Annotated in this window: 17 protein-coding genes; 7 read left to right on the top strand and 10 right to left on the bottom strand. The window is 55.0% G+C overall.

Features of this window, described 5'->3' with window-relative positions; translation table 11 throughout:
• Positions 1–84: 84 nt before the first annotated feature.
• The 3 genes from uvrA to VFO10_RS30405 form a co-directional block, all read right to left on the bottom strand.
• The gene (gene uvrA / locus VFO10_RS30395; protein WP_325145796.1) at positions 85–2,601 is read right to left on the bottom strand and encodes an excinuclease ABC subunit UvrA; all 2,517 of its coding nucleotides are present in this window, start codon (positions 2,599–2,601) and stop codon (positions 85–87) included.
• Between the two features lie 112 nt (positions 2,602–2,713).
• Positions 2,714–3,457: a hypothetical protein gene (locus tag VFO10_RS30400; RefSeq protein WP_325145797.1), complete on the bottom strand. Its 744-nt coding sequence runs from the start codon at positions 3,455–3,457 to the stop codon at positions 2,714–2,716.
• Between the two features lie 71 nt (positions 3,458–3,528).
• Positions 3,529–4,401, bottom strand: a complete 873-nt coding sequence (locus tag VFO10_RS30405) for a class II glutamine amidotransferase (protein ID WP_325145798.1) — start codon at positions 4,399–4,401, stop codon at positions 3,529–3,531.
• Positions 4,402–4,794: 393 nt separating this feature from the next.
• Between VFO10_RS30405 and VFO10_RS30410 the strand changes: the two genes are divergently transcribed.
• Complete coding sequence (locus VFO10_RS30410) at positions 4,795–5,475, top strand: hypothetical protein (protein ID WP_325145799.1); 681 nt, start codon at positions 4,795–4,797, stop codon at positions 5,473–5,475.
• Positions 5,476–5,497: 22 nt separating this feature from the next.
• Here the strand turns inward: VFO10_RS30410 and VFO10_RS30415 are convergent, their stop codons facing one another.
• The 4 genes from VFO10_RS30415 to VFO10_RS30430 form a co-directional block, all read right to left on the bottom strand.
• Positions 5,498–6,892, bottom strand: coding sequence for a flavin monoamine oxidase family protein (locus tag VFO10_RS30415; RefSeq protein WP_325145800.1), 1,395 nt, complete (start codon positions 6,890–6,892; stop codon positions 5,498–5,500).
• A 124-nt stretch (positions 6,893–7,016) separates the two neighbouring features.
• A complete protein-coding gene (locus VFO10_RS30420) occupies positions 7,017–8,585 on the bottom strand; it encodes a hypothetical protein (protein WP_325145801.1) in 1,569 nt (522 codons plus the stop codon).
• 138 nt (positions 8,586–8,723) lie between these two features.
• Positions 8,724–10,067, bottom strand: coding sequence for a guanine deaminase (gene guaD, locus VFO10_RS30425; protein ID WP_414697049.1), 1,344 nt, complete (start codon positions 10,065–10,067; stop codon positions 8,724–8,726).
• Between the two features lie 300 nt (positions 10,068–10,367).
• The gene (locus tag VFO10_RS30430; protein ID WP_325145803.1) at positions 10,368–12,122 is read right to left on the bottom strand and encodes an alkaline phosphatase D family protein; all 1,755 of its coding nucleotides are present in this window, start codon (positions 12,120–12,122) and stop codon (positions 10,368–10,370) included.
• A gap of 445 nt (positions 12,123–12,567) precedes the next feature.
• Here VFO10_RS30430 and VFO10_RS30435 point away from each other — a divergent pair, with 445 nt between their 5' ends.
• Genes VFO10_RS30435 through ubiG form a run of 3 tightly spaced genes read left to right on the top strand, consistent with a single transcriptional unit; the run spans position 12,568 to position 15,115 of the window.
• A complete protein-coding gene (locus VFO10_RS30435; protein WP_325145804.1) occupies positions 12,568–13,902 on the top strand; it encodes a 3-oxoacyl-[acyl-carrier-protein] synthase III C-terminal domain-containing protein in 1,335 nt (444 codons plus the stop codon).
• A 9-nt stretch (positions 13,903–13,911) separates the two neighbouring features.
• A complete protein-coding gene (locus VFO10_RS30440) occupies positions 13,912–14,424 on the top strand; it encodes a hypothetical protein (protein ID WP_325145805.1) in 513 nt (170 codons plus the stop codon).
• Complete coding sequence (gene ubiG, locus VFO10_RS30445; protein WP_325145806.1) at positions 14,351–15,115, top strand: bifunctional 2-polyprenyl-6-hydroxyphenol methylase/3-demethylubiquinol 3-O-methyltransferase UbiG; 765 nt, start codon at positions 14,351–14,353, stop codon at positions 15,113–15,115. Before VFO10_RS30440 ends, ubiG begins: the two co-directional genes overlap by 74 nt.
• Here ubiG and VFO10_RS30450 read toward each other — a convergent pair.
• Both VFO10_RS30450 and VFO10_RS30455 read right to left on the bottom strand, forming a co-directional pair.
• The gene (locus tag VFO10_RS30450) at positions 15,091–17,115 is read right to left on the bottom strand and encodes an ATP-binding protein (protein WP_325145807.1); all 2,025 of its coding nucleotides are present in this window, start codon (positions 17,113–17,115) and stop codon (positions 15,091–15,093) included. The two genes, ubiG and VFO10_RS30450, sit on opposite strands and share 25 nt — an antisense overlap.
• A gap of 54 nt (positions 17,116–17,169) precedes the next feature.
• Entirely contained in the window at positions 17,170–18,111 is a 942-nt protein-coding gene (locus VFO10_RS30455; protein WP_325145808.1) for a GIY-YIG nuclease family protein, read from the bottom strand.
• 80 nt (positions 18,112–18,191) lie between these two features.
• Here VFO10_RS30455 and VFO10_RS30460 point away from each other — a divergent pair, with 80 nt between their 5' ends.
• The 3 genes from VFO10_RS30460 to VFO10_RS30470 all read left to right on the top strand — a co-directional run bounded on the left by VFO10_RS30460 (position 18,192) and on the right by VFO10_RS30470 (position 21,094).
• Positions 18,192–19,250 (top strand): endonuclease/exonuclease/phosphatase family protein, encoded by a 1,059-nt coding sequence (locus tag VFO10_RS30460; RefSeq protein ID WP_325145809.1) that lies wholly within the window; start codon positions 18,192–18,194, stop codon positions 19,248–19,250.
• The gene (locus VFO10_RS30465; protein WP_325145810.1) at positions 19,234–20,313 is read left to right on the top strand and encodes an NADH:flavin oxidoreductase/NADH oxidase; all 1,080 of its coding nucleotides are present in this window, start codon (positions 19,234–19,236) and stop codon (positions 20,311–20,313) included. The genes VFO10_RS30460 and VFO10_RS30465 overlap by 17 nt, the downstream gene beginning before the upstream one ends.
• Before the next feature lie 304 nt (positions 20,314–20,617).
• Entirely contained in the window at positions 20,618–21,094 is a 477-nt protein-coding gene (locus VFO10_RS30470) for a hypothetical protein (RefSeq protein WP_325145811.1), read from the top strand.
• A gap of 47 nt (positions 21,095–21,141) precedes the next feature.
• On the opposite strand, the gene VFO10_RS30475 is transcribed toward VFO10_RS30470, so the two are convergent.
• Positions 21,142–22,119, bottom strand: coding sequence for a hypothetical protein (locus VFO10_RS30475; protein WP_325145812.1), 978 nt, complete (start codon positions 22,117–22,119; stop codon positions 21,142–21,144).
• Positions 22,120–22,265: the final 146 nt, after the last annotated feature.

Consider the following 22,265-nt stretch of genomic DNA (forward strand, 5'->3'; position numbering starts at 1 on the left):
CCGGCCTACTTGAATAGAATCGTCGATCCATCCATAGAAATAAAATATCTTCAATCAATCACGTCATAGTTTTTGACTATAGTCCTAAGTCCTCAAATACTTTGCCGTAAAGCTGCCTTTGACGGACGCCACGGCCTCGGGCGTGCCCTGAGCGATCACTTTTCCGCCCTCATCTCCGGCTCCCGGTCCCATATCAATGATCCAATCGCTGCGGCGAATGACATCCATATCATGCTCGACCGTGATCACGGTATGACCGGCATCCACCAGCCGATCGAGCTGAATCAGAAGACGTTCGACATCCGAGGGATGCAGACCCGTGGTCGGTTCATCCAGCACATAAAGCGTGGCGCCTCGCGTGGCTCGCTGCAATTCACTCGCCAGCTTAATCCGCTGCGCCTCGCCTCCAGACAGCTCCGTCGCCGGCTGGCCGAGTCTTAAATAACCCAGGCCCACTTCCCGCAGGATTTCAAGCGGCCGATGCACAGCGGGATCATCCGCAAAAAATTCCGCGGCCTTGTCCACCGTCATGTTCAAAACATCGGCTATGCTTTGATCGCGGTATTTGACTTCCAAAGTCTTCGCATTATAGCGGGCGCCGTGACAGGTCGGACAGGGAGCATAGACACTGGGAAGGAAGAGCAGCTCAACCATCACAAAGCCCTCCCCTTCGCAGTTTTCGCAGCGGCCTTTGGCAACATTGAAGGAAAACCGCCCCGCATCATAGCGTCGGGATTTGGCCAGGGGCGTGTTCGCATAAATTTTACGGATGGGATCAAAGAGTCCCGTATAGGTTGCAAGGTTCGAGCGCGGCGTGCGGCCGATCGGTTTTTGATCCACGCGGACAAGGCGTTTGATGCCGCCCAGGCCGCCTTTGATTTCGCCGCCCTGCGTTTGCACTTCGGTGCGTTCGAGCTCTTCGCCTTCCTCGTCCGTTTTCACGGGATCAAGACCCAGAGCCGCGGTGACGAGTTCCACCAGCACCTGACTCACAAGACTGGATTTACCGGAGCCGGAGATTCCTGTGACACTGGTGAGGACGCCCAAGGGCAGATCCACATTCACCCTGTTTAAGTTGTTGCGTGTCACGCCCACAAGGTGCAGCCAGCCCTTCACCGGCCGCGGGGCGCGCGGCGCAGGAGGATCCACATGAAAAAGATGCCGGCGGGTTTGCGAGGCTTCCACCTTCGCCAGATCTTTCAAGGGACCGCTGTAAAGAATCTGGCCCCCGTGCTGACCGGCCGCGGGTCCGACATCCACGATCCAATCCGCTTTGCGGATGATTTCCAGTTCATGCTCGACGACAAAGATCGAATTGCCGGCCGCCTTGAGGCGCGACAAGGCTCGGAGCAAAGCCTCGGTATCCGCAGGATGCAAACCCGCGGAAGGTTCGTCCAGGACGTACACGACTCCAAAAAGATTCGAATGCACCTGGGTGGCAAGGCGAAGACGCTGAAGCTCACCGGGAGAAAGCGTGGGCGTGCTCCGATCCAAGGCCAGGTATCCAAGGCCCAAATCCAAAAGCACCTGCAGCCGCCCCAGGATATCGGCGGCAATGCGTTCGGTGACCATCGCAATCTCGGGATGTTCACGCCGCAGTTTCTCCAGGCGCGGCGCCTCCCCCTTTGCATAAGGCTCCAGAATCTTTCCCAGCGCCTTCATCGGCAGAAGGGAAAGCTCGGCAATGTCGCGTCCTTCAAATTTTACTGACAGCGATTCCTTACGGAGCCGTTTGCCATCGCAGGTCGGGCATTCGCGGCTGATCATATACTGCGCGACCCGTTTTTTCATCAGCTGGCTCTGCGTGGTGGCAAAGGTATGAAGGACATAGCGCTGCGCACTGGAAAAATTGCCGATATAACTCGGCTCGTCTTTGCGCTTCAGCGCGCGTTTCACTTCATGCGCTTCAAAGCCCGCATAAACGGGAACGGAGGGCTGTTCGTCGGTGAAGAGGATCCAATCCCGGTCTTTTTTCGGCAGCTTCTTCCAGGGCGTATCAATATCATAGCCGAGGGTCACGAGCATATCCCTCAGGTTCTGCCCGTGCCATGCGGGAGGCCAGGCCGCGATCGCGCGTTCGCGTATGCTCAAATTCGGATCCGGCACCATCGACTCTTCGGTGGCATCATAAATGCGGCCGAGTCCATGGCACTTGGGGCAGGCCCCTTCGGGAGTATGCGGGGAAAAACCTTCGGCATAGATGATCGGCTGCTTCGGAGGATAACTTCCCGCGCGCGAGTAAAGCATACGCAGAAGATTCGAGAGCGTGGTGACCGTTCCCACCGACGACCGCGTGGTGGGCGAACCTCTTTGCTGCTGCAGTGCGACCGCAGGCGGCAGACCATTTATCGACTCCACTTCAGGCACCGACATCTGATTGAAGAGCCGCCGCGCATAGGGGGAAACAGATTCCAGGTAACGCCTCTGCGCTTCCGCATAGAGCGTCCCAAACGCCAAAGACGATTTTCCCGAACCTGAGACCCCAGTGAACACGACCAGGGCATCCCTTGGAATATCGACATCAACATTTTTCAAATTGTGTTCCCGCGCACCGCGAACGCGAACAAAGCCTTGTTCTTTTTGCTGGGCATCCGTCATCATCCGTCCCCCTTCACGCCAGGGATCTTAGCATGAAGGACCGGGATGATGTACTCTTCGCTTGGACTATTCATTCTCCGCTGGAATGGACATGAAGGTTCCAGCCTGCAGTGCCTTAAGGGTACTTGCTGGTCAGGATCGAGGCCTTGATCTCGTCCAGGACTTTGGAGTTCTCGCGGAGCCAGCGATTGAAGCTTTCTATGACCTTCGGGTAGCGAATCGTGGCGAGGCAGTAGTCAAATTCCTCCGAAAATTTTTCATGAAAATAAAAGTGGACGGGAGCGCGGCCTTCACTGTTCACGCGTATCCATTCCCGCGCCGCATCATAATGCAGATAAATCAAATCCGTGCGCCGGGAAGCCAGGACTTTCATGGCACTGCTCACATCGTTCACATAGCTGATCTTCACGCCATGAAAAGGACTTTTGGAATCAGTCAGGAAGGAAATCGTATAACCGGCGATCGTTGTCACCTGTTTGATCTGGGCCGGATCAAGCTCAGGCTTAAGACCAATGAAACCGGCCCGGCTCTTCATAAAAGGGTCGGAATAGATGACGGGCACTGATGAGCTTCCTTCCGCCCACGCGCGATTGGAAGGGGCGAGAAAGTCCAGCCGGCCTTCCTTGAATTCGACGTAGTATCGGCGAATCGGCTGCGCTTTCAACTGCCAGTGGATTCCAGTATCGGCTGAAAAGCGCTGCAGGACGCGCGGCAGATAACCGTCGACCTTGCCTGATAGATTCCAGTACTGCGGATAAAGCTGAGTGTCGGGAAGACCCACGACATAGGACGGAGACTTGAGGGCCTGCAGAAGAGGCAGCAAAAACACCAGAAAACCGGCTCGTAGGAATGACTTCATGTCCTGGCTCATCCAAAAAGAATACTCTTCGCTTTTCGAATTCTAGATGAGTACCAGGCAAAATCAACGCATTAAAATGCCATACACATTTGACCGCTACGCGGCTGGACACGATGCAGGCGCATGCTCGCATCCACAGCCAGAAGCTCGCCAAAATCGAGCGGATGCCAGACATTTTCACCCAGCATCGGTTCACTGGCGAGCATGAAGTGAGTCACCTGTCCGTCTCGACTGGGATTCTCACAGGACGGAATCCAGTACGGGCATTCCTGGCGCTTCTTGCAGCGTTTTTTATAGGTGCTGAGGTGAAGCTCCTTGCCACCTTGATGAGCCACCATGGTATCGCCGTCGGTCAGGATAAAGGTTAGAAACGTGCTTTCATCAAAAGCCTCATCCCCGCGACTCATGCCCCCGGTGATGGCGCACAGCTCCTGCACCGCGCTCTGCACGCCCTCCAGGATCTCGTGCAGAGGCTGGTTTTTCTGCTGAAGTTGAACCCTTTGGGACAGATGAGTCAGGATCAGGAAAAAGATGCATTCCGAATCCGTCTCCCCTTGGATGTTCGCACGAAATTCGGGAGCGATTTTGGCCAGAATCTTCGGCCTCACACGATCAAAACGTCCGATCTTCCCATTGTGCGCGAAGACCCAGCGTCCATACTGAAAGGGATGCGTGTTTAAAAAATCAGCTTCGCCCGCGGTCGCTTTCCGAATATGCGCGAGCACCGTACGGGAGTGGACGAGCGAGGAAACGCGGCGATAAAGATCATCATCGCAGGCTGTGCTCGCTGATTTCACGATATGCGGAGAATCCGCGCGATAATAGGCGACACCCCAGCCGTCACGATGATGTTCACTCTGCCTCAGCAAAGCGTTTTCCGCGTGAACGAGACTCTGATGAACCTGACTCTGGTTAACGGCCCGAAAACCAAACAGACGGCACATGCCTTTAAAACCTCATGAAGGCTCGATGCAAATCAGAAAATTGTTTTGGGGGAACAGGTGTATTATGCCGAACGGCAACAGAGGCAGGCCAAGGAACAGGCTTGGAACCAGGCTGCTTTTTTGAAGGAGTATGGAATCAGGATCGAAGTCATAGTTACGCTTATCCCATATGCGGAATCAGGTCTCATGCTCATCCTAACGAGTGCCGCAGTCGTCGTCTGCAATTTTCTTTCTATAAGCTTATGCCGATTCCCCATAAGCCACGGGACGGACGCCCTGTCAATCCAGCCAGACTCATCCATGACCCTGATATGACCGGGATATTCGTAGTTTTTCAAGTCCCACAACCCCTTTCCCGATAAGAATACAGAACCACCGCGCGAGGATATCAGCATGCGACGATTCATACCGTGCGTCTTATTTATAGCTCTTGCCACCTGGTCCTGTTCGAAGGGCGAGGTGGGACCGGCTTTGCCCCAGGCCTCATTCACAAGTGCGTCGCAAGGCTGTGACGGCCAGGCGTCCTGTGATGCGATCCCGACGGAAAGCCATTCCGATAATGTGGTCGCGGAGCCGATGCCCGACACAGTTGCGGAGGTCCCGGCACCTCCCGCACCGATGCCGACGCCCACGCCGACTCTGACGCCGATACCGAAGGCTCCCGCCCCGACACTCGTGACCTATAATTTTCAGGTCGACATCGCTTCCGGTTCGCTGACGGGCAAAAGTTATAGAGGTTCGTTCACCTATGATCCCAAACTTGCAACCGGAGCTGATCCGCAGACAGTGACCGCGATGGACTTTAAATTCGATTATCTGATCGGGGCGGAACTCGTCGTCGACGCGCCTGCAAAGATCACTCTGGTCGGTGGCAAGGCCACGCAGCTGACAGTGGTTGGAGGACCTGCGGGAAAACGCTTTGGCATCAATCTGGGTTTTGACCGGAATCAGTTCGGTCTGCCTACCGAAGCTTTCGTGCGCAATGGCGAGCAGTATTTTGGCTATTTGAACGCCAACGCTATCGTCGATGGCGCTGGCCGGGTGAGCTATACACTGGTACCCGCAGGGCCGTGATCGGCCCGCAGATCCCGTGCCCTCAAAAGCTGGTATTCACCAGCTTTCTGGCATAAGCCGCTGTGCTTTCCACGGTTTCAAAATTCAATAGACCGCCTACATACCAGGTGTTGTTCTGACCCTGGATCGCCTTCAGCTTGCGATAAAATCCATCCCGCAGAGCTGCGCTGTCGGCGTAAGGGAAATAATTCCACTGCACGCGCTGATAAATCTCGCCCACCTGTCCGCCCAGCAGGGCCAGATCTTCACGCAGAATTTCAGTACTCTCATCAAGCGACATGTCCCAGGTCATAATCTGACCCGCAGTCCATACCTGCCTTGCTCTGGGGCGGTTGACGAAGGCCGTCACATGGCCTTTGGTATCGGCGGTGCCGAAGGCATCGAGAAAAACCATGGTCCCGTCCTTATAAGGCAGTCCCGAGGCTTCGAAAAGATGAATCACATACGGATAGGAATGGACCTGCGCGAAAAGCTCGGCTTCTTCAGCGGTCGCGTCGAGGAATTTAAGCGCGGTCTTTGGATCGGCCGACACTATCAAGGCATCGTAAGTTTCCGTCTGTCCCTGGGCCGTGATGTCGATTTCCATGCCGCCTGCTGTTCGACGGCGCTGCACCTGAGTGACTTCCGCCCCGGTGCGAACGTTTCCAAGATCCCGAGCGAGGCGCGTCCACACCTCCTGATAGCCTTCAGGCGCGCGGCGCAGTCCATTGCCGCTGCCGCCACCGAAGGGCAGGATGGCTTTCAGAAAATCACCGAAGCCGATATCGAGTGAACCCAGCATGAGTTTCAGCACGTAAATCGCCGGGGTTTCCTCGTAGTATCCATAGCCACAGCCGATCCAGAACGGACGGAAGCCCTGGGCAAACACTTCAATCTTGTATTTTTTGATGAATTCAGCGAAGGGCAAAGCCAAATCGGGATCGTCTTTCTGAAAAAATCCATCCGGCTCTTTCAGATAGGCGAACTTCTTTTGAACCTTCTGCCATTGAAAAAAGCCCGACGCCAGTTCCCAGGGTTTGAAGGCCTTTTGCAAATATTCCGTCAGCTCATACTCACGGCCGTCTTCCAGTCGAACTTTGAAGGCAAGCTCTTCTTTCTGAAATTCAACCTGATAGGTCTTCGCGAGTTCATCGACCACCGCATAGCCCTCGCCCGCCCAGAACGCGCCGACTTCGAAGGTCTGCCCGGCCTCGGCCACGGAATAAACCTTGCCGCCGACTCGATCATCTTTTTCGTAGACGGTGATAGTGTTGTAGCCTTTTTTGCGAAGGGTATGCGCCGCTGTGAGCCCCGACGCGCCCGCGCCGATGACAGCGATGCGCGCATCCTTGGCGAGCGGAGTCTGAGCGTTCAGAGGCAAGGCGAGAAGAAGAGTAGCGAGAAAAAAGAGAAGGCTCTCTTTGAGTGTTTTTACCATGGTCTTTCCCTTGGTGATGAAGTCCTGTCCATACAAGACAAGCTGATAGCACTTTGCGCTCAGGGCGACAAGGACTCAAGATCACCAAGGGAGTTCGTTTGCGAAACAAAGAAAATGGAACGCGCTAGTCACGCACGCAGGCATTGACGCCAAATTTGGCGACTGCGTTCGGATAGCTGTCGCTATAGAAGATGCCGTCCAATCCCGCGCGGAATTGCGCGTTAAAGTCACCCATGGCCGGTGCGTCCCAGTCGGTGCACCAGACGCCCGTCGCTTCATTGTTACTCAGAATGAAAGCCGGCGTCGGCGACACATCAGGATTCGCACCGATAATTTGCTCAAGCTCCTCGTCACTGGCATTCAGCATCTTCACAATGCTGGCCGCGAAGCCGCTGATGTTCCTGTCCACATAACGGGTGAAGTAAACAACCTCGTCACAACCGGCGTTGCGAAGCACAAGAGTGGGACTCAAATCAATCCATCCGCCTATCGAATAGCGGCCTTCATCCACAGGGCGAATATCGGAAAGGCTTGGTTCTGCCGGCGAAACCGAAATTATATCCTGCCAGGAGCGGGTGCCCAGGCTTTCGAAACGCTGGGTGCGCGTATCGGTGTAGCCGCGCTCATTCTCTTGAATGCGGGCCAGATCCGCCTCACGACCAAAGTAGCCCATTTTGATGTCACTGAACTGCGGTTTGAACTCATAAGCCTCGCCGCGGCGATAGCTTTCATGAGCGGCTTTATAGATGGCCACGTTTGCTGCGCCCATCAGAATGGAAGTGGACGCCAGGGCCATCATGCCTTTACCGATAGGATCCTGAATGCGATGGGGACCAGCGACATCAGCGATATTGGCTTTTCGATAGTCCGCGATCAGGGCCGTAAAATCTTTTTGGCAAGCCAGGACTTCGGAATGATTCCAATCCTTGCCGGCCAGAGCTGGAGCGCACTGCTGCAGCACGGCATCCATGTCACGCAGGGGATAATACGAACCATAGCCCGCATAGAAATCAGCGATGCGCCCCATACGCCTTCCGAGTTCCGGCCAGTTGATGAAGCCTGGAAAAAAGAAAATGCTGGTATCGGCCGCCTTCCAGCTGCCGAAGTTTTTCAGGTTTCGCTGCAGCTCCTCCAGATGGAAGGGAATGTTCTGGGAATCCTGGAAGAGTGTGATCAGGTCGGGATTGATGAGGCCGCGGAATTCGGGCGTTCTCAAAACGGCCAAAACCTTTTGCGCGGCTGCTGCGGCATCATAGGTGATCAGTTTTTGAAAGGAGGGTTCGGCGACCAGGGTCTGCAGATCCTTGACAGCCTGGATCGTAAACAGCAGCGCCTGGACTTCTTCGGTATTCTTATAGGCATCGACATAGCCCATGATGGATTTGACAAGAAACGCCAGACGCTGACGTTTTTCTTCCCGACTGCAGCTTCTGCCTTCACACTGTTCGAGCAAAGGATTCAATTGCATGGATTCATAAATAAAGCTGGTGATGCTGCCTGAGCTTCCACCGGCGATCCCATCGAAAGCAGGATAGGAATCGTGGTAGCGGCCTATGGCGCCGAAATGAGCCAAAATCCGGTCGCCGTTCCCTCGCACCGCGGCACAGGTTTTCACGGCTTCATCGTTGCCATAAGCAGCCAAAGGGCTGACCGAAATCAAAAGACCAAGAGTGACCAGGAGTGTGCGAAACATGGAAATCTCCAAGGAGACAAAGAGGTCGTTACGTGTTTGCGAACGACCCCTTTGTTAACGCACTTTCCTTAGTCAATCAATGTGACATATCTGATGAAGTGTCATAAGAAAGGATGATGGGATGAGCGCAATCCCGGTTTATTTCGCGCGATAGACCCGCTTGCCAGCGACATAAGTTTCAACGACGTTGCGATCGTCACCCAGGGTCAGAAGGACGAAGAGTTTTTCCTGAAGGGTCTTGCTGTTCTTATTCCTGAGTTTGGACAACGGCGTCGCGCCCCAGTTCATCACCACGAAATCGGCCTCGTTGCCGGTTTTGAAACTGCCGATCTTGTCGTCAAGTCCCAGCGCCTGGGCACCGCCAAGCGTGGCGAGATAAAAGCTTTGCAGCGACGAGAGTTTCTGCCCCTGAAGCTGAACGACCTTATAGGCTTCATTCATCGTCTGCAGCATCGAAAAGCTGGTACCGGCACCAACATCCGTGCCCATGCCGACGCGAATGCCCTTATCCAAGGCCGGCAGCAGTTTGAAAAGGCCGCTGCCCAAAAAGAGATTCGAAGTGGGACAGAAGGCGATGCTGGAGCGTGTGGCTGCGATGCGATCGAATTCAGAATCAGTCAGGTGCACGCCATGGGCAAACACGGAGTGTTCACCAGCCAAACCATAGTGCTCATAAACATCGAAATAACCGCTGCGCTCAGGAAACAAGGACTTCACCCATTCCACTTCGCTCGGATTCTCCGAGACGTGGGTATGAACGTAGGTCGTAGGAAACTCGGCCTTGAGCCGTCCGGCAGCAGCCAGCTGCTCAGGTGTGGACGTCGGTGCGAAGCGTGGCGTGATCGCATAAAGAAGCCGGTTTTTGCCGTGCCATTTCTGAATGAGCGCCTTGCTTTCCGCATACGATGTCTCGGCAGTATCGACCAGATAATCCGGTGCGTTGCGATCCATCATCACCTTGCCGCCGATCAGCCTCATATTGAAGCGGCTGGCCTCGTCGAAGAGAGCGTCCACTGATTCAGGATGCACGGTGCCGAAGACCAGGGCCGAGGTGGTGCCGTTGCGCAGGAGCTGGTCTATAAAGAAGCGGGACTGCTTGCGCGCGTAATCGTAGTCCTTGTACTTTCTTTCGGTGGGAAAAGTATAAGTGTTCAGCCACTGCAGCAGCTGCTCGCCATAGGCGGCGATCATTTCCGTCTGGGGATAATGAACGTGAGTGTCCACGAAGCCAGGCACGATCAGACGACCGGAATAATCAACCCACTCGGCATCGCGGAACTTTTTCGCGATTTCACTGTGAGGCCCGACGTCCCGCACACTCCCGTTGTCGATGACCAGGGCCCCATCCTGGAAATACTGATAGGCCTGCTCCCCTAGGCGGGCGGGATCGCCAGTGAAATGCAGGATAGATGCCCGATAGGCTTTGACTTCGGCCAGGGCCTGGCTGGCAGACACAAGGCTCAAACCGATCCAGAGACTCATCCAAAACTTGAGACGCATGAAGTCCTCACTTGAAAAAAATGAAGTAATTTTAAGCGGAGGTTTTTAGCGGTAGGGATGGATGGAAACGCCCTCCCCAATGCTGTCGAGACCTTGCGGCTGATGACATTGAGAAGTAAAAACCTACAAAAGCGGCGAATCCTAACATAAGTGCGATTCATGCACAATGGGGTGGATTATGGGGGATACCAGGCGGTTCACTTTCGCCACTGAAAGGTGGCTGGCCCCTGCGAACCCAAGGGATGGATTCGGCAGGGGCCGGCTGGGTCTGGGGATCCTGGCTTAAATCTTAAGATTTTCGAATTTCAGCTGGGCCGGATAGTAGCGCTGGAAGCGGACCAGTTTCTTGCCGGCTTCGCGAGCGGTCGGCGCATCCTTATTGATGTGATACACTTTCCACTCAGCTTTGTCCTTATCCATGGCGACCACGGTGTATCCATAGTAAATCGCCCCGAAGCTCGTGAAGTGTGGATTCACGAGTTTCAACTTGTCATCAAAGATGCGCTCTGCCAGCCAGCCTTTGGTATAGTTGGAACCCACGAATTCATAAACGCGATCCAAAAAGGATTTCTTGCCCTGAGGGGCTGCCTTGGCTGTCAGCTGCAGGCCAAGGGCAAAGTTCGCGGAGGTAACGGATGGCGTCATGAGTTCAAAGCCCACAACGTTATCCGTATCCTTGTTGCCCGGCTTATTGTAATCAATCTTCACGAACGAGCTGATATAGGTGTGCAGATCGCCGGTCAGGACGAAGAGATTCTTGACCCCCTTGTTTTTCAGCTCCTGAAGGACCTTCTGCCGTTCACCGCGGTAGCCGTCCCAGGCGTCATATCCGGCCAGGAGAGTCAGGGTTTTCTGAGAAATCCTTTCCAAAACTCCAAACTGGGAAAGAAGGGTCTGGTTGCCCCAGAGCTTCCAGTGCGCCTTGGATTGGGCCATCCCATCGATCAGCCAGCTGCGCTGCTCGGTTCCCAGCATGGTGTGACTGGTGGGATTCTCGGTCGGTTCCGATGAGGCATCGACCATGCTTTCCACCTGAGGCGTACGATAGGTCCGCGTGTCAGTCATGAAGAGTTCAGCGAGGTTGCCGAACTGGAATTTACGGTAGATTTTAAGGAAAGCGAAAGGATGCGTGGCGTTCTCATCGAGCTGCACGCGGGCCGGAACGAACTCCGTCCAGGCTTTCTGGGCTGAGATCTTCAATCCGTTGCGCACCGGGGCCTCCGCTGCGGCGAAGGGATGATTGTCATCCACCTTGAGGGCGTCTTCCAGATAGTCCCAGCTCGCATCGTTCGCCGTCTCATGATCATCGGTGGTGATGATCCAGGTATGGTTTTCCATGGCGCGCTGCAGGCTACGATCGTTCCTGTAGGTTTTATAGATGGTCCGGTAATCGTCAAGACTGAGTGCCACATCATTCGCAATCGGCACGCGGCGCGTATGCGATTCGAGATCGGGATACTGCGCATATTCATAAACGAAGTCGCCGACGTGAACGACGAAGTCCAGATCCTCATCGGCCAGTGCATCAAAAGCGTGGAAGTAGCCCGAGGAATAATCCTGGCAGGTGATCAAAGCATATTTCAGTTTATCGACGTTTTGATCCAAGCCAGGCGCGGTTTTACACCGGCCCGTGCGGCTGCTGACACCGCGGTAGATGAAGCGATAATAGTAGCGGGTCGCGGGCTGAAGACGCGCCTCGGGTTTTTCATCCAGATCCACTTTCACAGTGTAATCATACTGCGCGTCCAGATGAGTGCCCGCGACCGTCCCCATATAAAGGACTTCCTGGAACAGAGCGTCCAAGGAGATCTGGAAGTAAAGCGGTTCGGACCCATCCACGATCACTTCGGGGTTCAGTCGGGTCCAAAGGATCACGCCCTGCGGCGTGGGATCACCTGAAGCCACGGACTGTGGAAAATAGCGGTCGGCTTCAACACTCGATGTTCCGGCCAGCAGGGTTTCCGAAAGGCTGATCGCATAGGGAGCCGTGAAGGCAAAGCCAAGGCTTTTGATAAAATTGCGGCGATGAAGTGTCATGAAGGGTTCCTCTAAAAATGCATGCGGGTTCCCTACCATTACCGGCTATGTCATTCAAGGTAGAAACGCATCCTTCCGGGGAACTTGATTACCTTTGCGGCTTTCATAGCTTTGTCTTCACCGCAATTTTCTGCGCGTCGGCAAGAAGCGCCGCCGTCACAGCTCTGGCGATCAACTCCATCTGTATCCTGAATGTGGGACGGATATGGCCAGCAGCAATCAGGAAAGCGCGGCCACTCGCGTCAGAAAAATCTGACCACCGTCTTTGTTACGCCGAATGCCTTGCGGCTTTCAATGCGACCCGCTTTCTCCGTAAATCCGTGACGGGCGACAGACAATGTCTGGACAGCCCCCAAAGCGGCCAAAGGATTCACCGGCCCATATATTGCAGCTCTATTCGCAATCGGGCTGGTCCCGGCTTTCCTTCCACGCTCAGGTGTATGCCATGATTTATCTTAATCGTATTGTACCCGTCGCCGCTCCTTATTGCATCGAACAAAAAGACGCCATCAGCTGGCTGATGAAAGCGTTGCAGCGGACAGCCGAGGGTCAAGGGGAAAGCGCCACGAGACACGGCCGCGCGCTGCAGCTTTACGAACGTTTTCTGAGCAACGGCAGTATCGGTTGCCGTCGATCCGTCCTGAGCGACTATAATCACACCGACTGGAACAGCATGGTGCTTTTTAAAGACGATCGTCGCGTGGATGGAACAGCGACACCTTGGATGTCACCGCCTCTGGAAAAGCGTATGCACCTGTTCGCTCAGGAAGCGATGATCATGGCCCGCGCGGCTTTTGCTGAGTCCTCGGTCGCACCTTCTTACCTGATCGAGGTATCCTGCACAGGTTACGACGCGCCTTACACCGCCCAAAAACTTTTGTTGGAAAAAGGCTGGCAGAATCAGACTCGACTTCTGAAGCTCGGGCATATGGGATGCTATGCATCGGTTCCCGCGTTGAATCTGGCGGCCGAACTCCTACGGAGTCAATCGACGGGTGAGCGTCCGGCGACGGGTGAGCGTGCGGCGGAGGACGAGCGTGCGGCGACGAACGAGCGTGCGGCGACGAACGAGCTTGCGGCGCAATACGGAGGTTCATCTCACAACGAGCGTCCGTCTCACAACGAGCGTCCGTCTCACAACGAGCGTCACGCGCAATATGTGCGTCCGGCACAAAACACACGACAGTCAGGCATTGACCGTCCCGTCAGCATTTTCTCCGTGGAATTCTGCAGTCTCCATCTTGCACCGACAGCCACGGAAGCCGACCAGATCGTAGCCAATATTCTGTTCGCGGACGGCGCCGCGCGCCTCGATCTCAGCCACTCGCGTTCCCCGCAGAGTCTCGCATTTTTGGATCATGCCGAAACTTTAATTCCCGAATCTGCGGACTGCATGACCTGGACGCCCGGCGACTCACACTTTCGCATGGTGCTCAGTAAAAAAGTAGGCTTGAAAATCCGCGACGTGCTGCGCGATCAGGTCAGCCAATTTCTGGATCGGCACGGACTCCGAATTCAGGACATTGACCGCTTCGCCGTGCATCCCGGCGGCCCCTTGATCATTGAAACCGTTCAGAAGACCCTTGCCTTGGACGATGAAGCTGTTCGCCACAGCAAAGCCATCCTGCAGCAATACGGAAATATGTCGTCGAGCACGCTGCCGCATATCTGGGCCTCCATGCAGGCCGATGCCCGGGTGAAAGCGGGCGAACGCATCGTATCGCTAGCCTTTGGCCCAGGTCTGACGCTGATGATGAATCTTCTGGCCAAGGATATTTAAGGAGCGGGCATGGTCGCTTTTCTCAGCATCCTCCTCCTAATCCTCACCGCTCTGCAGGGTCTGATCATGACCATAGATGAATTCATCTTTCACAAGCGGCGCGGTCTTCCCGCTTTCGAACGCTGGGGGCATGTGGCTGATACCAGCCTTTTCTTCCTCGCCGTTCTGCTGCCGGCCCTGGCGGCTCCGACCCCGCTCTGGCTCGGAGTTTATGCGTTCTTGGCCATCGCCTCCTGTCTTTTCATTACCAAGGACGAATGGATCCACGCCTCGGCGTGCAGCGGCGCTGAACAATGGTGTCATGCGCTGCTTTTCGTTCTGCATGGTCCCATTCTTCTGACCGCCGGCCTCGTCTGGTTTCTAGCACCGCACCACTTCGCCTTGAAAATGCTGCCGCCTATCGTCTTGATATGGGGCCTTTATCAACACCTCTACTGGAATGTTTATCATGAGCGCAAACACTCTGAATCCAGCCGTGAACAACCAGTTTTACGACGAGCTGGGCGAACGCTGGTACAATGATGATGAGCACATCATCGCCCTTCTGCGAGCGGAATCGCGTTTAAAACTCGACTATGTTCGAAAGATCCTGAGCACGCATCGCAGCGGACCGGGCGCCCGCATTCTGGATATCGGCTGCGGCGCAGGCTTTCTCTCCAACGACCTTGCCACCGACGGCTATGCCGTGACGGGCGTGGATCAATCCGTGGGTTCCCTGTCAGTGGCCGAGCGGCACGCACCGTCAGGAACATCCGTGAATTATAGGCCTGCGGATGCCTATGCGCTGCCTTTTCCAGCTGCCTCCTTTGATGCGGTCCTCATGATGGATTTTTTGGAGCATGTGGATGAACCCGGGCGGGCGATCGCCGAAGCGTCACGAGTTCTGAAGCCACAGGGGCTATTGATTTTTTACACCTTCAACCGCACCTTGCCTTCGAAATTCCTGGCGATTGATGCCGTGCAACTCATCGCCCGCGATTGTCCCAAACATTTTCACGTCTGGCATCTTTTCATCAAGCCTCAGGAACTGAAAGAGATGGCGGCACGGGCCGGGCTGAGTGTGATGGGCTTTCAGGGCCTGCGCCCGCGTTTTCTGGAATGGCCGTTCTGGTCGTCTCTTCTGAAAAGGCGCGTGCATCCTGAATTTTCATTCCAATTCACAAAACGCCTGACTTTGGGCTACATGGGTTATGCGCTTAAAGAGCCCCACTGAGCCAGATGGCAGCTTGGGAGGTAAAGGACAAAGGCGAACGAAGCCTGCGGAAAACTATTCCGGTCATCCAGCACGAGCTGGACATGACCACCCGCTTCCTGCAGCATCGCCCGCACGACATCCAATCCGACTCCCCGGCCCGAGATCTGAGTGGCCTTGTTTCTTGTGGAAAAACCGGGATGGAAAATAAACTCCGCGATCTCTTCGGGACGCAAAGAAGCGTCCGGCGCCAGAAGGCCAAGACGCTGGGCTTTCTCCCGAATATGGTTCAGATTCAATCCGCGCCCGTCATCGCGCACAAGGATCTCGATCCCATCCTTCCGCTGCTGTAGAACGAGCGAGATCTGACCTTCAGCGACTTTGCCCGCATTTATCCTTTCATTCGGGATTTCCAGTCCATGATCCAAAGAATTGCGAAGCAGATGAAGCCCCACGTTGGCAAGAAAGTCCGCGCTTTCCGGTTGCCAATAGATGCCAGGATCCCCGATGTGCACGCGCGGGGGCGCTTTGCCAAGATCACAGGCGAGCTGCGGCAGCATTTTCAAATGCGGCTCCAGGATCTGCTCCAGCGTCAGATGCAGACTGTCCATGACGATATCCACGAGCGGCTGTAGCGTTTTCCTGTCGACGCTCGGAAGCGACTCCAGCACCGCTGCGGCTTTTTTCAAACGAGAACGTGACAGACGAATCTCATCATCCTTGCGGGTGCCGTGACCAAGTTTATGCTCGGCGATATCCAGGTAGCATTCGATGAGCTTATTCAAAGGCTCCACAAGGCTTGCATCGGGTGGATGTCCCTGCTGAACCGCAGTTTCACACTCATGAGCAGCCTGCGCCAGGGTCGAAAGCCCAAAACTCCGGGCATTGCCTTTCAGGTTATGCAGGAGACGCATGACCTGGATCTGGGACGCATTCGCCCCCCAAGGCAGGCGCATCAAAAGACTGCGCGAGGCTTCGAGCACGGCCAGGCGGCGATTGCCGGGGATATTCACAAGTTCAGCGAGCAGGGTCAGTTCCTGCTGACCCTTGGCGGCATCGGCCCTGAGCTTATGCAGCTCCGTGACGTCCCGGATGCAGACCAGAAGCTGGGCAACGCGACCCTCACAATCAAAAATCGGATTCCAATCCAGCTCCAGATAACGGGCCGTTGATCCTTCTCCTTCGATCACGCTCCTTGGGAACAGATGATAATTCAGGGCCAGGGCCACATCATTTTCACCAATGATGCAAAAGACGGCGGCATTCACCTGTTCGATTTGATCTTTCGACAGCTGCGTGCGCTCCAGGATATCCTGCAGATGGCCTGCCTGATTTGGGCTGTTGAATCCCAGGAGTCGATCGAGATAAGCGGAATATTCGGCACCGATTTGCCCGTTCGGGCTTTCGATGGTAAGGACGCCCTGCTGGATATTTTCGAGTATGGATTGGATCTTCTGATTTTTTTCCTGGATCGCCGCCCGACTCCGTTCCAGGGATTTCATAATGCGAAGTCGGGAATGCAGGGCAATCCATTCAATACCCAGAACAGTCGTGATTGTCATTCCGAAAAATAGGTTGTCATAGGAGATTTTGAAAAAGAGCGACAAACCCAGGAGGATATAGTTAACGACGACATAAAGAACGAAGATGAAGTTGGTATCGAGGTAAAAGGCGATGAAGGCAATGGTGCAGACGTAACCCATTTGATAGGCCATGTTCAAATCATTGCGGCAAACCAGAAAGAAAAGATGGGTCGTGAAGATAAAGCAGAGAAGGTAGATGAAGGCCTGCATCCAGGGTCGTGTTTGCGGGAAACGCGGCAAGAGGAAGCCGAGGGACGCAAAGGCAGCCAGAGCGAGCCGTTCCCAAAGGGGATCCACCGTGGCCGGCCCCAGAATCAGTGGGTAAATAAAACCAAAGGGCACGTAGGCCACGACTCCGCAAAGGGACGCCAGGTTTACAACCCAGATGACTTCGCGTTCGCTGACCTGATTCCGTAAAAACCCTGACGGTTTGAACATTGTGCCTCAATCCCGGATGAACCAATTCCGGAAATTTATCGGCGTATTCCCATTTTAAATGAAGTGAAAATCGAGGCGCGTGCGCATGCGTTCGAGCGCCCGGGCGACAACCGTATCGGTTGCGGGGCTCTGGGTGCCATAGTACTGGCAGGCCTTGTGGTGCAGCATGGTGCAGAAATTTTCCGTGGACGGCAAATCACTGAACGCTTGGATTTTACGCAGAAAGGGGGCGCTATGAATCGCGTCCCAGAGCCTTTCCTCAAGCCAGGCCAGGGACCATTCCAGGGATTCGTCCTCCAGATCCTCGGCAAAAGGCACGAGCCCGTGGCGCAGAAGGCTCCGCACATAGGCTGTCAGCCAGAGAACATCATCCGATTCGATCAGCCCGCCCAGGAGCGGCGGCAGCGCTTCGCGCTGATGACCGATCCGAATCAGAACATCCGACGGCGCGAAGCCGGTCAGGAGACTGATAAAGACACAGATCAGGGGCCAGTCCTGGGGACCAGGGTGCAGAAGGAATTCCTGGTAAAGGTCGGTGATGAAGCTTTCGAATTCCTCGATCGGATAATAGAAATGCTCGGCAAATCCCAGCTCCGGTGCACATTCCCTTTGCCTCCGACGCAGGTTTTTGACAATCTGCTCCAGGGGACATTCCACGAATTCCTTGCGGCGATGCAGACGGAAGGCGCGCAGGGTTTGGAAGATATCCTTTTCCAGCTGATCGAAGAGATCACTTTCGAAACGATAGACGGGGAAGTAAAAACCCGGTGCCCCGGTGGGCTGCGAGAGAGCCTGGGATCTTTGACTGAAATGATCGGTGGATTTGCCTATTTTATAGACACCATCCTTCAGCCCGTCGCAGCTGGCCACATAAACCTGGCCTTTGTGTGCGGGGGTCCATTCCGGAAGAAAGCCCTGTCGTCTTTTACGCAGAACCTGAAAAGGGCTGCGGGGATCCGCCCGATCCTTGAGATAGCGGCGGTTCAGATTCGCCATCGCCTACCTCCCTGTGGCTCCAGCTGGATCACGTTTATCATAAGGATTTTGACTTGTCACCTCATCAGGAAGGACCGTCCGTGCCCGGGAAAACTTGGCCAAAGCGGCTGAAAATAGTTTCGTATAATGCGCAGGATCTTTTTCTGAATCCTGCCTATGAAATATCCAAAGAGGATATGGAAACGCTTTCCGAGCAGCAGTGGCAACTCCTCTCCCAGGATGAAACCCGCCTCAAATCACTGGCGCAGCTGCGCGGGATGGCCCAGATGATCCGCGATGAGGACCCGGATATCATAGGGATTTGCGAGGTCGGCGGGCATGAGTCGCTGCTCCGTTTTAACGAGTGGTTTCTGCATGACGCCTTTGAAGTGCTGCTGGTCCCCTCGCACTCGCAGCGCGGCATCGAGAATGGCTTTTTGGTGAAAAGGGGTCTGCCGTTTACGGTTGAGCTCGTCACACATATGCACTGGCGGGTGCCTTTCACCTTTCCTCATGAAGACGATCCGGTGAAGTTTCACATCGCGGCTCAGGCGGCTGCGTATATGGATCTGGGTAAGCCTGAGGAGAGGCGTTTATCGCGGGATATTCCGGCGCTTTTCATGCGTGATCCTGCGAATGGGCTGTTTCTGATCTTGCTGATGGTGCATCTGAAATCGGGCTTTGACATGGAAGGCATTGATCCTGGCGGTCAGGTGCGGCGTGCGGCGGAGTTAAGGGCCTTGATTGAGATCTATCATGCGCTGCAAAAGAAACATGCGGTGCCCATTATGATTGCCGGGGATTTCAATGGCAATGCCTCGCGGGAAGGGACGGCTTCAGAGTTCATTCCGCTTTATCAAAAAACGGATCTGGAGGACGTGCTCTGGCTGGCGGGACATCCCAAGCATGAGCGTCTTACGCATGTGACCTTTTTCGGGCGCACGCTGCATGCGCAGCAGCTTGATTATATTTTCATTCCGCGGCCCCTGCGAGCCCGTCTCGATCATGCGGGCACCTATGTCTATCGTTATCGCTTTGAAGGTGAGGATCAGGAGATCATGCTGCCGACCACCTTTCATGACAGGCGGCAGCTGCCGTCTGATCACTACCCTATCGTTTGCGTGCTGATGAAGGAGATGAATGATGACTCACCTGTTTGAACCTTTTTCCATGCGAAGTCTCACGCTTCGCAATCGCATTGGTGTTTCGCCGATGTGCCAGTACAGTTGCCACCAGGGTTTTGCAAGCGACTGGCATCTCGTTCACCTCGGCTCGCGTGCCGTGGGCGGTGCGGGGCTCGTGATCATCGAGGCCACCGCGGTGACGCCCGAGGGCCGCATTTCCGATGGTGACCTTGGCATCTGGACGGATGCGCATGCGGAGCCTTTGGCCCGTATCGCGCGCTTTATGCGGCAGCACGGGGCTGTGCCCGGAATACAGATCGCGCATGCGGGACGCAAGGCCAGTCGCAAGACTCCGTGGCTTGGTGATCGGGAATTAACGGCCGAGGAAGGCCGCTGGACGACGATTGCTCCGTCGGCGATTGCCTTCAGCGATAACTATCCCACACCGGAAGCCATGAGCGTGGAGCAGATTCAGGCGACGATCGCGGCCTTTGTGCAAGCGGCGGAACGTTCGCTCGCGGCGGGTTTTCAATTCCTGGAAGTGCATGGGGCGCATGGTTATCTTCTGAATTCCTTTCTTTCGCCCTTATCCAACACACGAACGGATGCCTACGGCGGGACCTTTGAAAACCGCTGCCGCATGATGTTGGAAACCGTGCGTGCCGTGCGTCAGGTGTGGCCCGAGTCCCTGCCCTTGGGTGTGCGTCTATCCTGTTCGGATTGGATGGATGGTGGATGGACGATCGATGATTCCATTGCGCTGGCCATGCTTCTTAAAAAAGAAAGCGTCGATCTTATCGACTGCAGTTCGGGTGGTATATCGCCGAATGCCCGCATTCCCGTCGGCGCCAACTATCAGGTTCCGTTTGCCGAGGCCATCAAGCATCAGGCCGGTATAGCGACCGCAGCCGTGGGTATGATTACAGAAGCGATGCAGGCCGATGCGATCATCCGTACCGGGCAGGCTGATCTTGTCTTCATCGCCCGGGAATTCCTGCGTGATCCTTACTGGCCTTTGCATGCTTACCAGGCTCTTCATGCGAAAACAGAGAGCCCTGTTCCCTTGCAGTATGCTCGGGCTTTTCCCGCGCTGCGGTGAGGTCTGCTCACCTTCACGCGTGGAGATTCGTTCGGGCTCGTCTTCGATGCGCGTGAGGCTCGACTTCATGCGCGCGACGCGTGAGTCTGCTTAATCCCGGTCCTCGTGCGCGCGACATGCGACTCTGCTAAATCTCGCCCTCGTGCGCGCGACACGCGACTCTGCTAAATCTCGCCCACACTGCGCGCGATCTCGCGTCAAATCCCGCAGCCCATCTCCGTAGGCTCCGTAATAACTCAGTTTTTTTTCCGCGGTCCAAATTTTGCTGAAGACAGAGTGGAATCTTTTCAGAAAGGGAAAACCTATGGATGGGAACTTTTGGTCCACATGGGCCGTGCCTTACTTTGTCTCGAACGCGGTGGCCGTGGCCCTGGCAGTCCTGGCCTGGAAAAGACCAAACGCCGCCCGTTACGGTTACGCAGTGATGTTTTTCATCGCTGCGATCGTGAACAGCTTCACAGCCATCAATAATCCGATGGACTACCTCAACTATTCGCCTCTGGCGTGGGGTCCATACAGTGAATTTATCCGCGGCGCCTTCGCCGGCATCGTCGGAGTTTTCGTCCTGGCCATAGCCTTTGGACAGCTCCTGCTGGCTCTTGGTTTCCTGGCCCGCGGCACGATACTGAAGATAGCCTGCGTCGGCAGCATCATCTTCTTCCTCGCCATCACACCCCTGGGCCTGGGCGCCGCGTTCCCCTTCCCTCTGTTCGCCATTCTGGGCGCATTGAACATTTTCATTCGCAGCTCAGAACTGCGGATGCGAGAAGGTCTTGCCTGAATCACTGGGCCCTCTCGCGGGCCCTTTGCATCACGCTTACAGCAAAATTACCAGATCTTGCGAGCGCGAGGATGCGCGAAGTGCAAACGGTGGTCACAGCTGTCGGACACAACCGTTTCCTGAACTTCGATATGACCAATTTTCTGCCAGACTTTGTCACCAAAGCGGCTGCCTTCACTGGCTACTGAAATACTGAAACGCAGCCCCTGCGGATAATTCGCAAGGTTCAGCTCGTCACGAAAATCATCTTCATCGACCCGCGGCATGCCTTCGGCGGCTTCGATCTTCATCCAGATGGGAGTCACGGCCTTTTCACCCGGCTTGAGTCCCAGCTCACTGATGGGATACAGCTCACGAATCAAAGCCGTCTGAAGGTTACTGCCTTCAGCCAAGGGGAAATCACGCACCACAACCAGGCCTTCAAGGCTTTTCATGAACGCCGTGAAGGTCGGGTTGATTTGAATGATGTCGTTGGTGTTCACGGAATCCAGGAAGTATTTCTTCCGGGTGCCGCCCAGGTTTTCGATCGTGAAGAAGTTGGCTGTTTTCACAGGATTATCATGAAATTCATCCGAAGTCGGGAAGATCTTGCCGGCGATTCCAAACGCACGGTTCTGGTTCGACTTGGTGTTCGTCAGAGCCGTCGAGGCCCGTACGATCATCATGTTTTTGGTGCCCTGACGGAAAGCGCCGGTGTAGGGGCTTGGTTCGGTAATCGTCCAAGCCGCTTTCATGCAGATTCCGTTGGGATGCACGAGCTTTTCAAAATAAGGCAAAACATCGCTCTGATCCGAAAGGGTGCGTTTGGAGCTTTCCAGCATCAGATCTTTCAAACCGGCGAAGAATTTGGAAACCTTCACCTCCTGCTGAGGCAGCGCTGCGTAAGGGTCTGAAGTCACCTGCCCCCAAACGTCGCGATACAGCGATCCTTCGTAAGCCGTCTCGGCGCCTGCGAGTGAAGGCAAGAGGGCCGCGCCTATGAAGCTCAAGGTTTTGAGTACGCGACCCGCTTTCTTTGTCACCATAAATGAATCCTCCTTAGTGTGTTTCAGAATCTAAAGCTGCATCTTTTATAAAAGGATCTGGCGACAATGTCAGCGAAATTGTGAGCTATTGCATTGGATGCAATTTAATATGTACGCCGAGCAAAGGCGGCTCAATTTTCCATGAA

Origin of the sequence: Oligoflexus sp., from assembly GCF_035712445.1 — a bacterium.
Lineage (GTDB): Bacteria > Bdellovibrionota_B > Oligoflexia > Oligoflexales > Oligoflexaceae > Oligoflexus.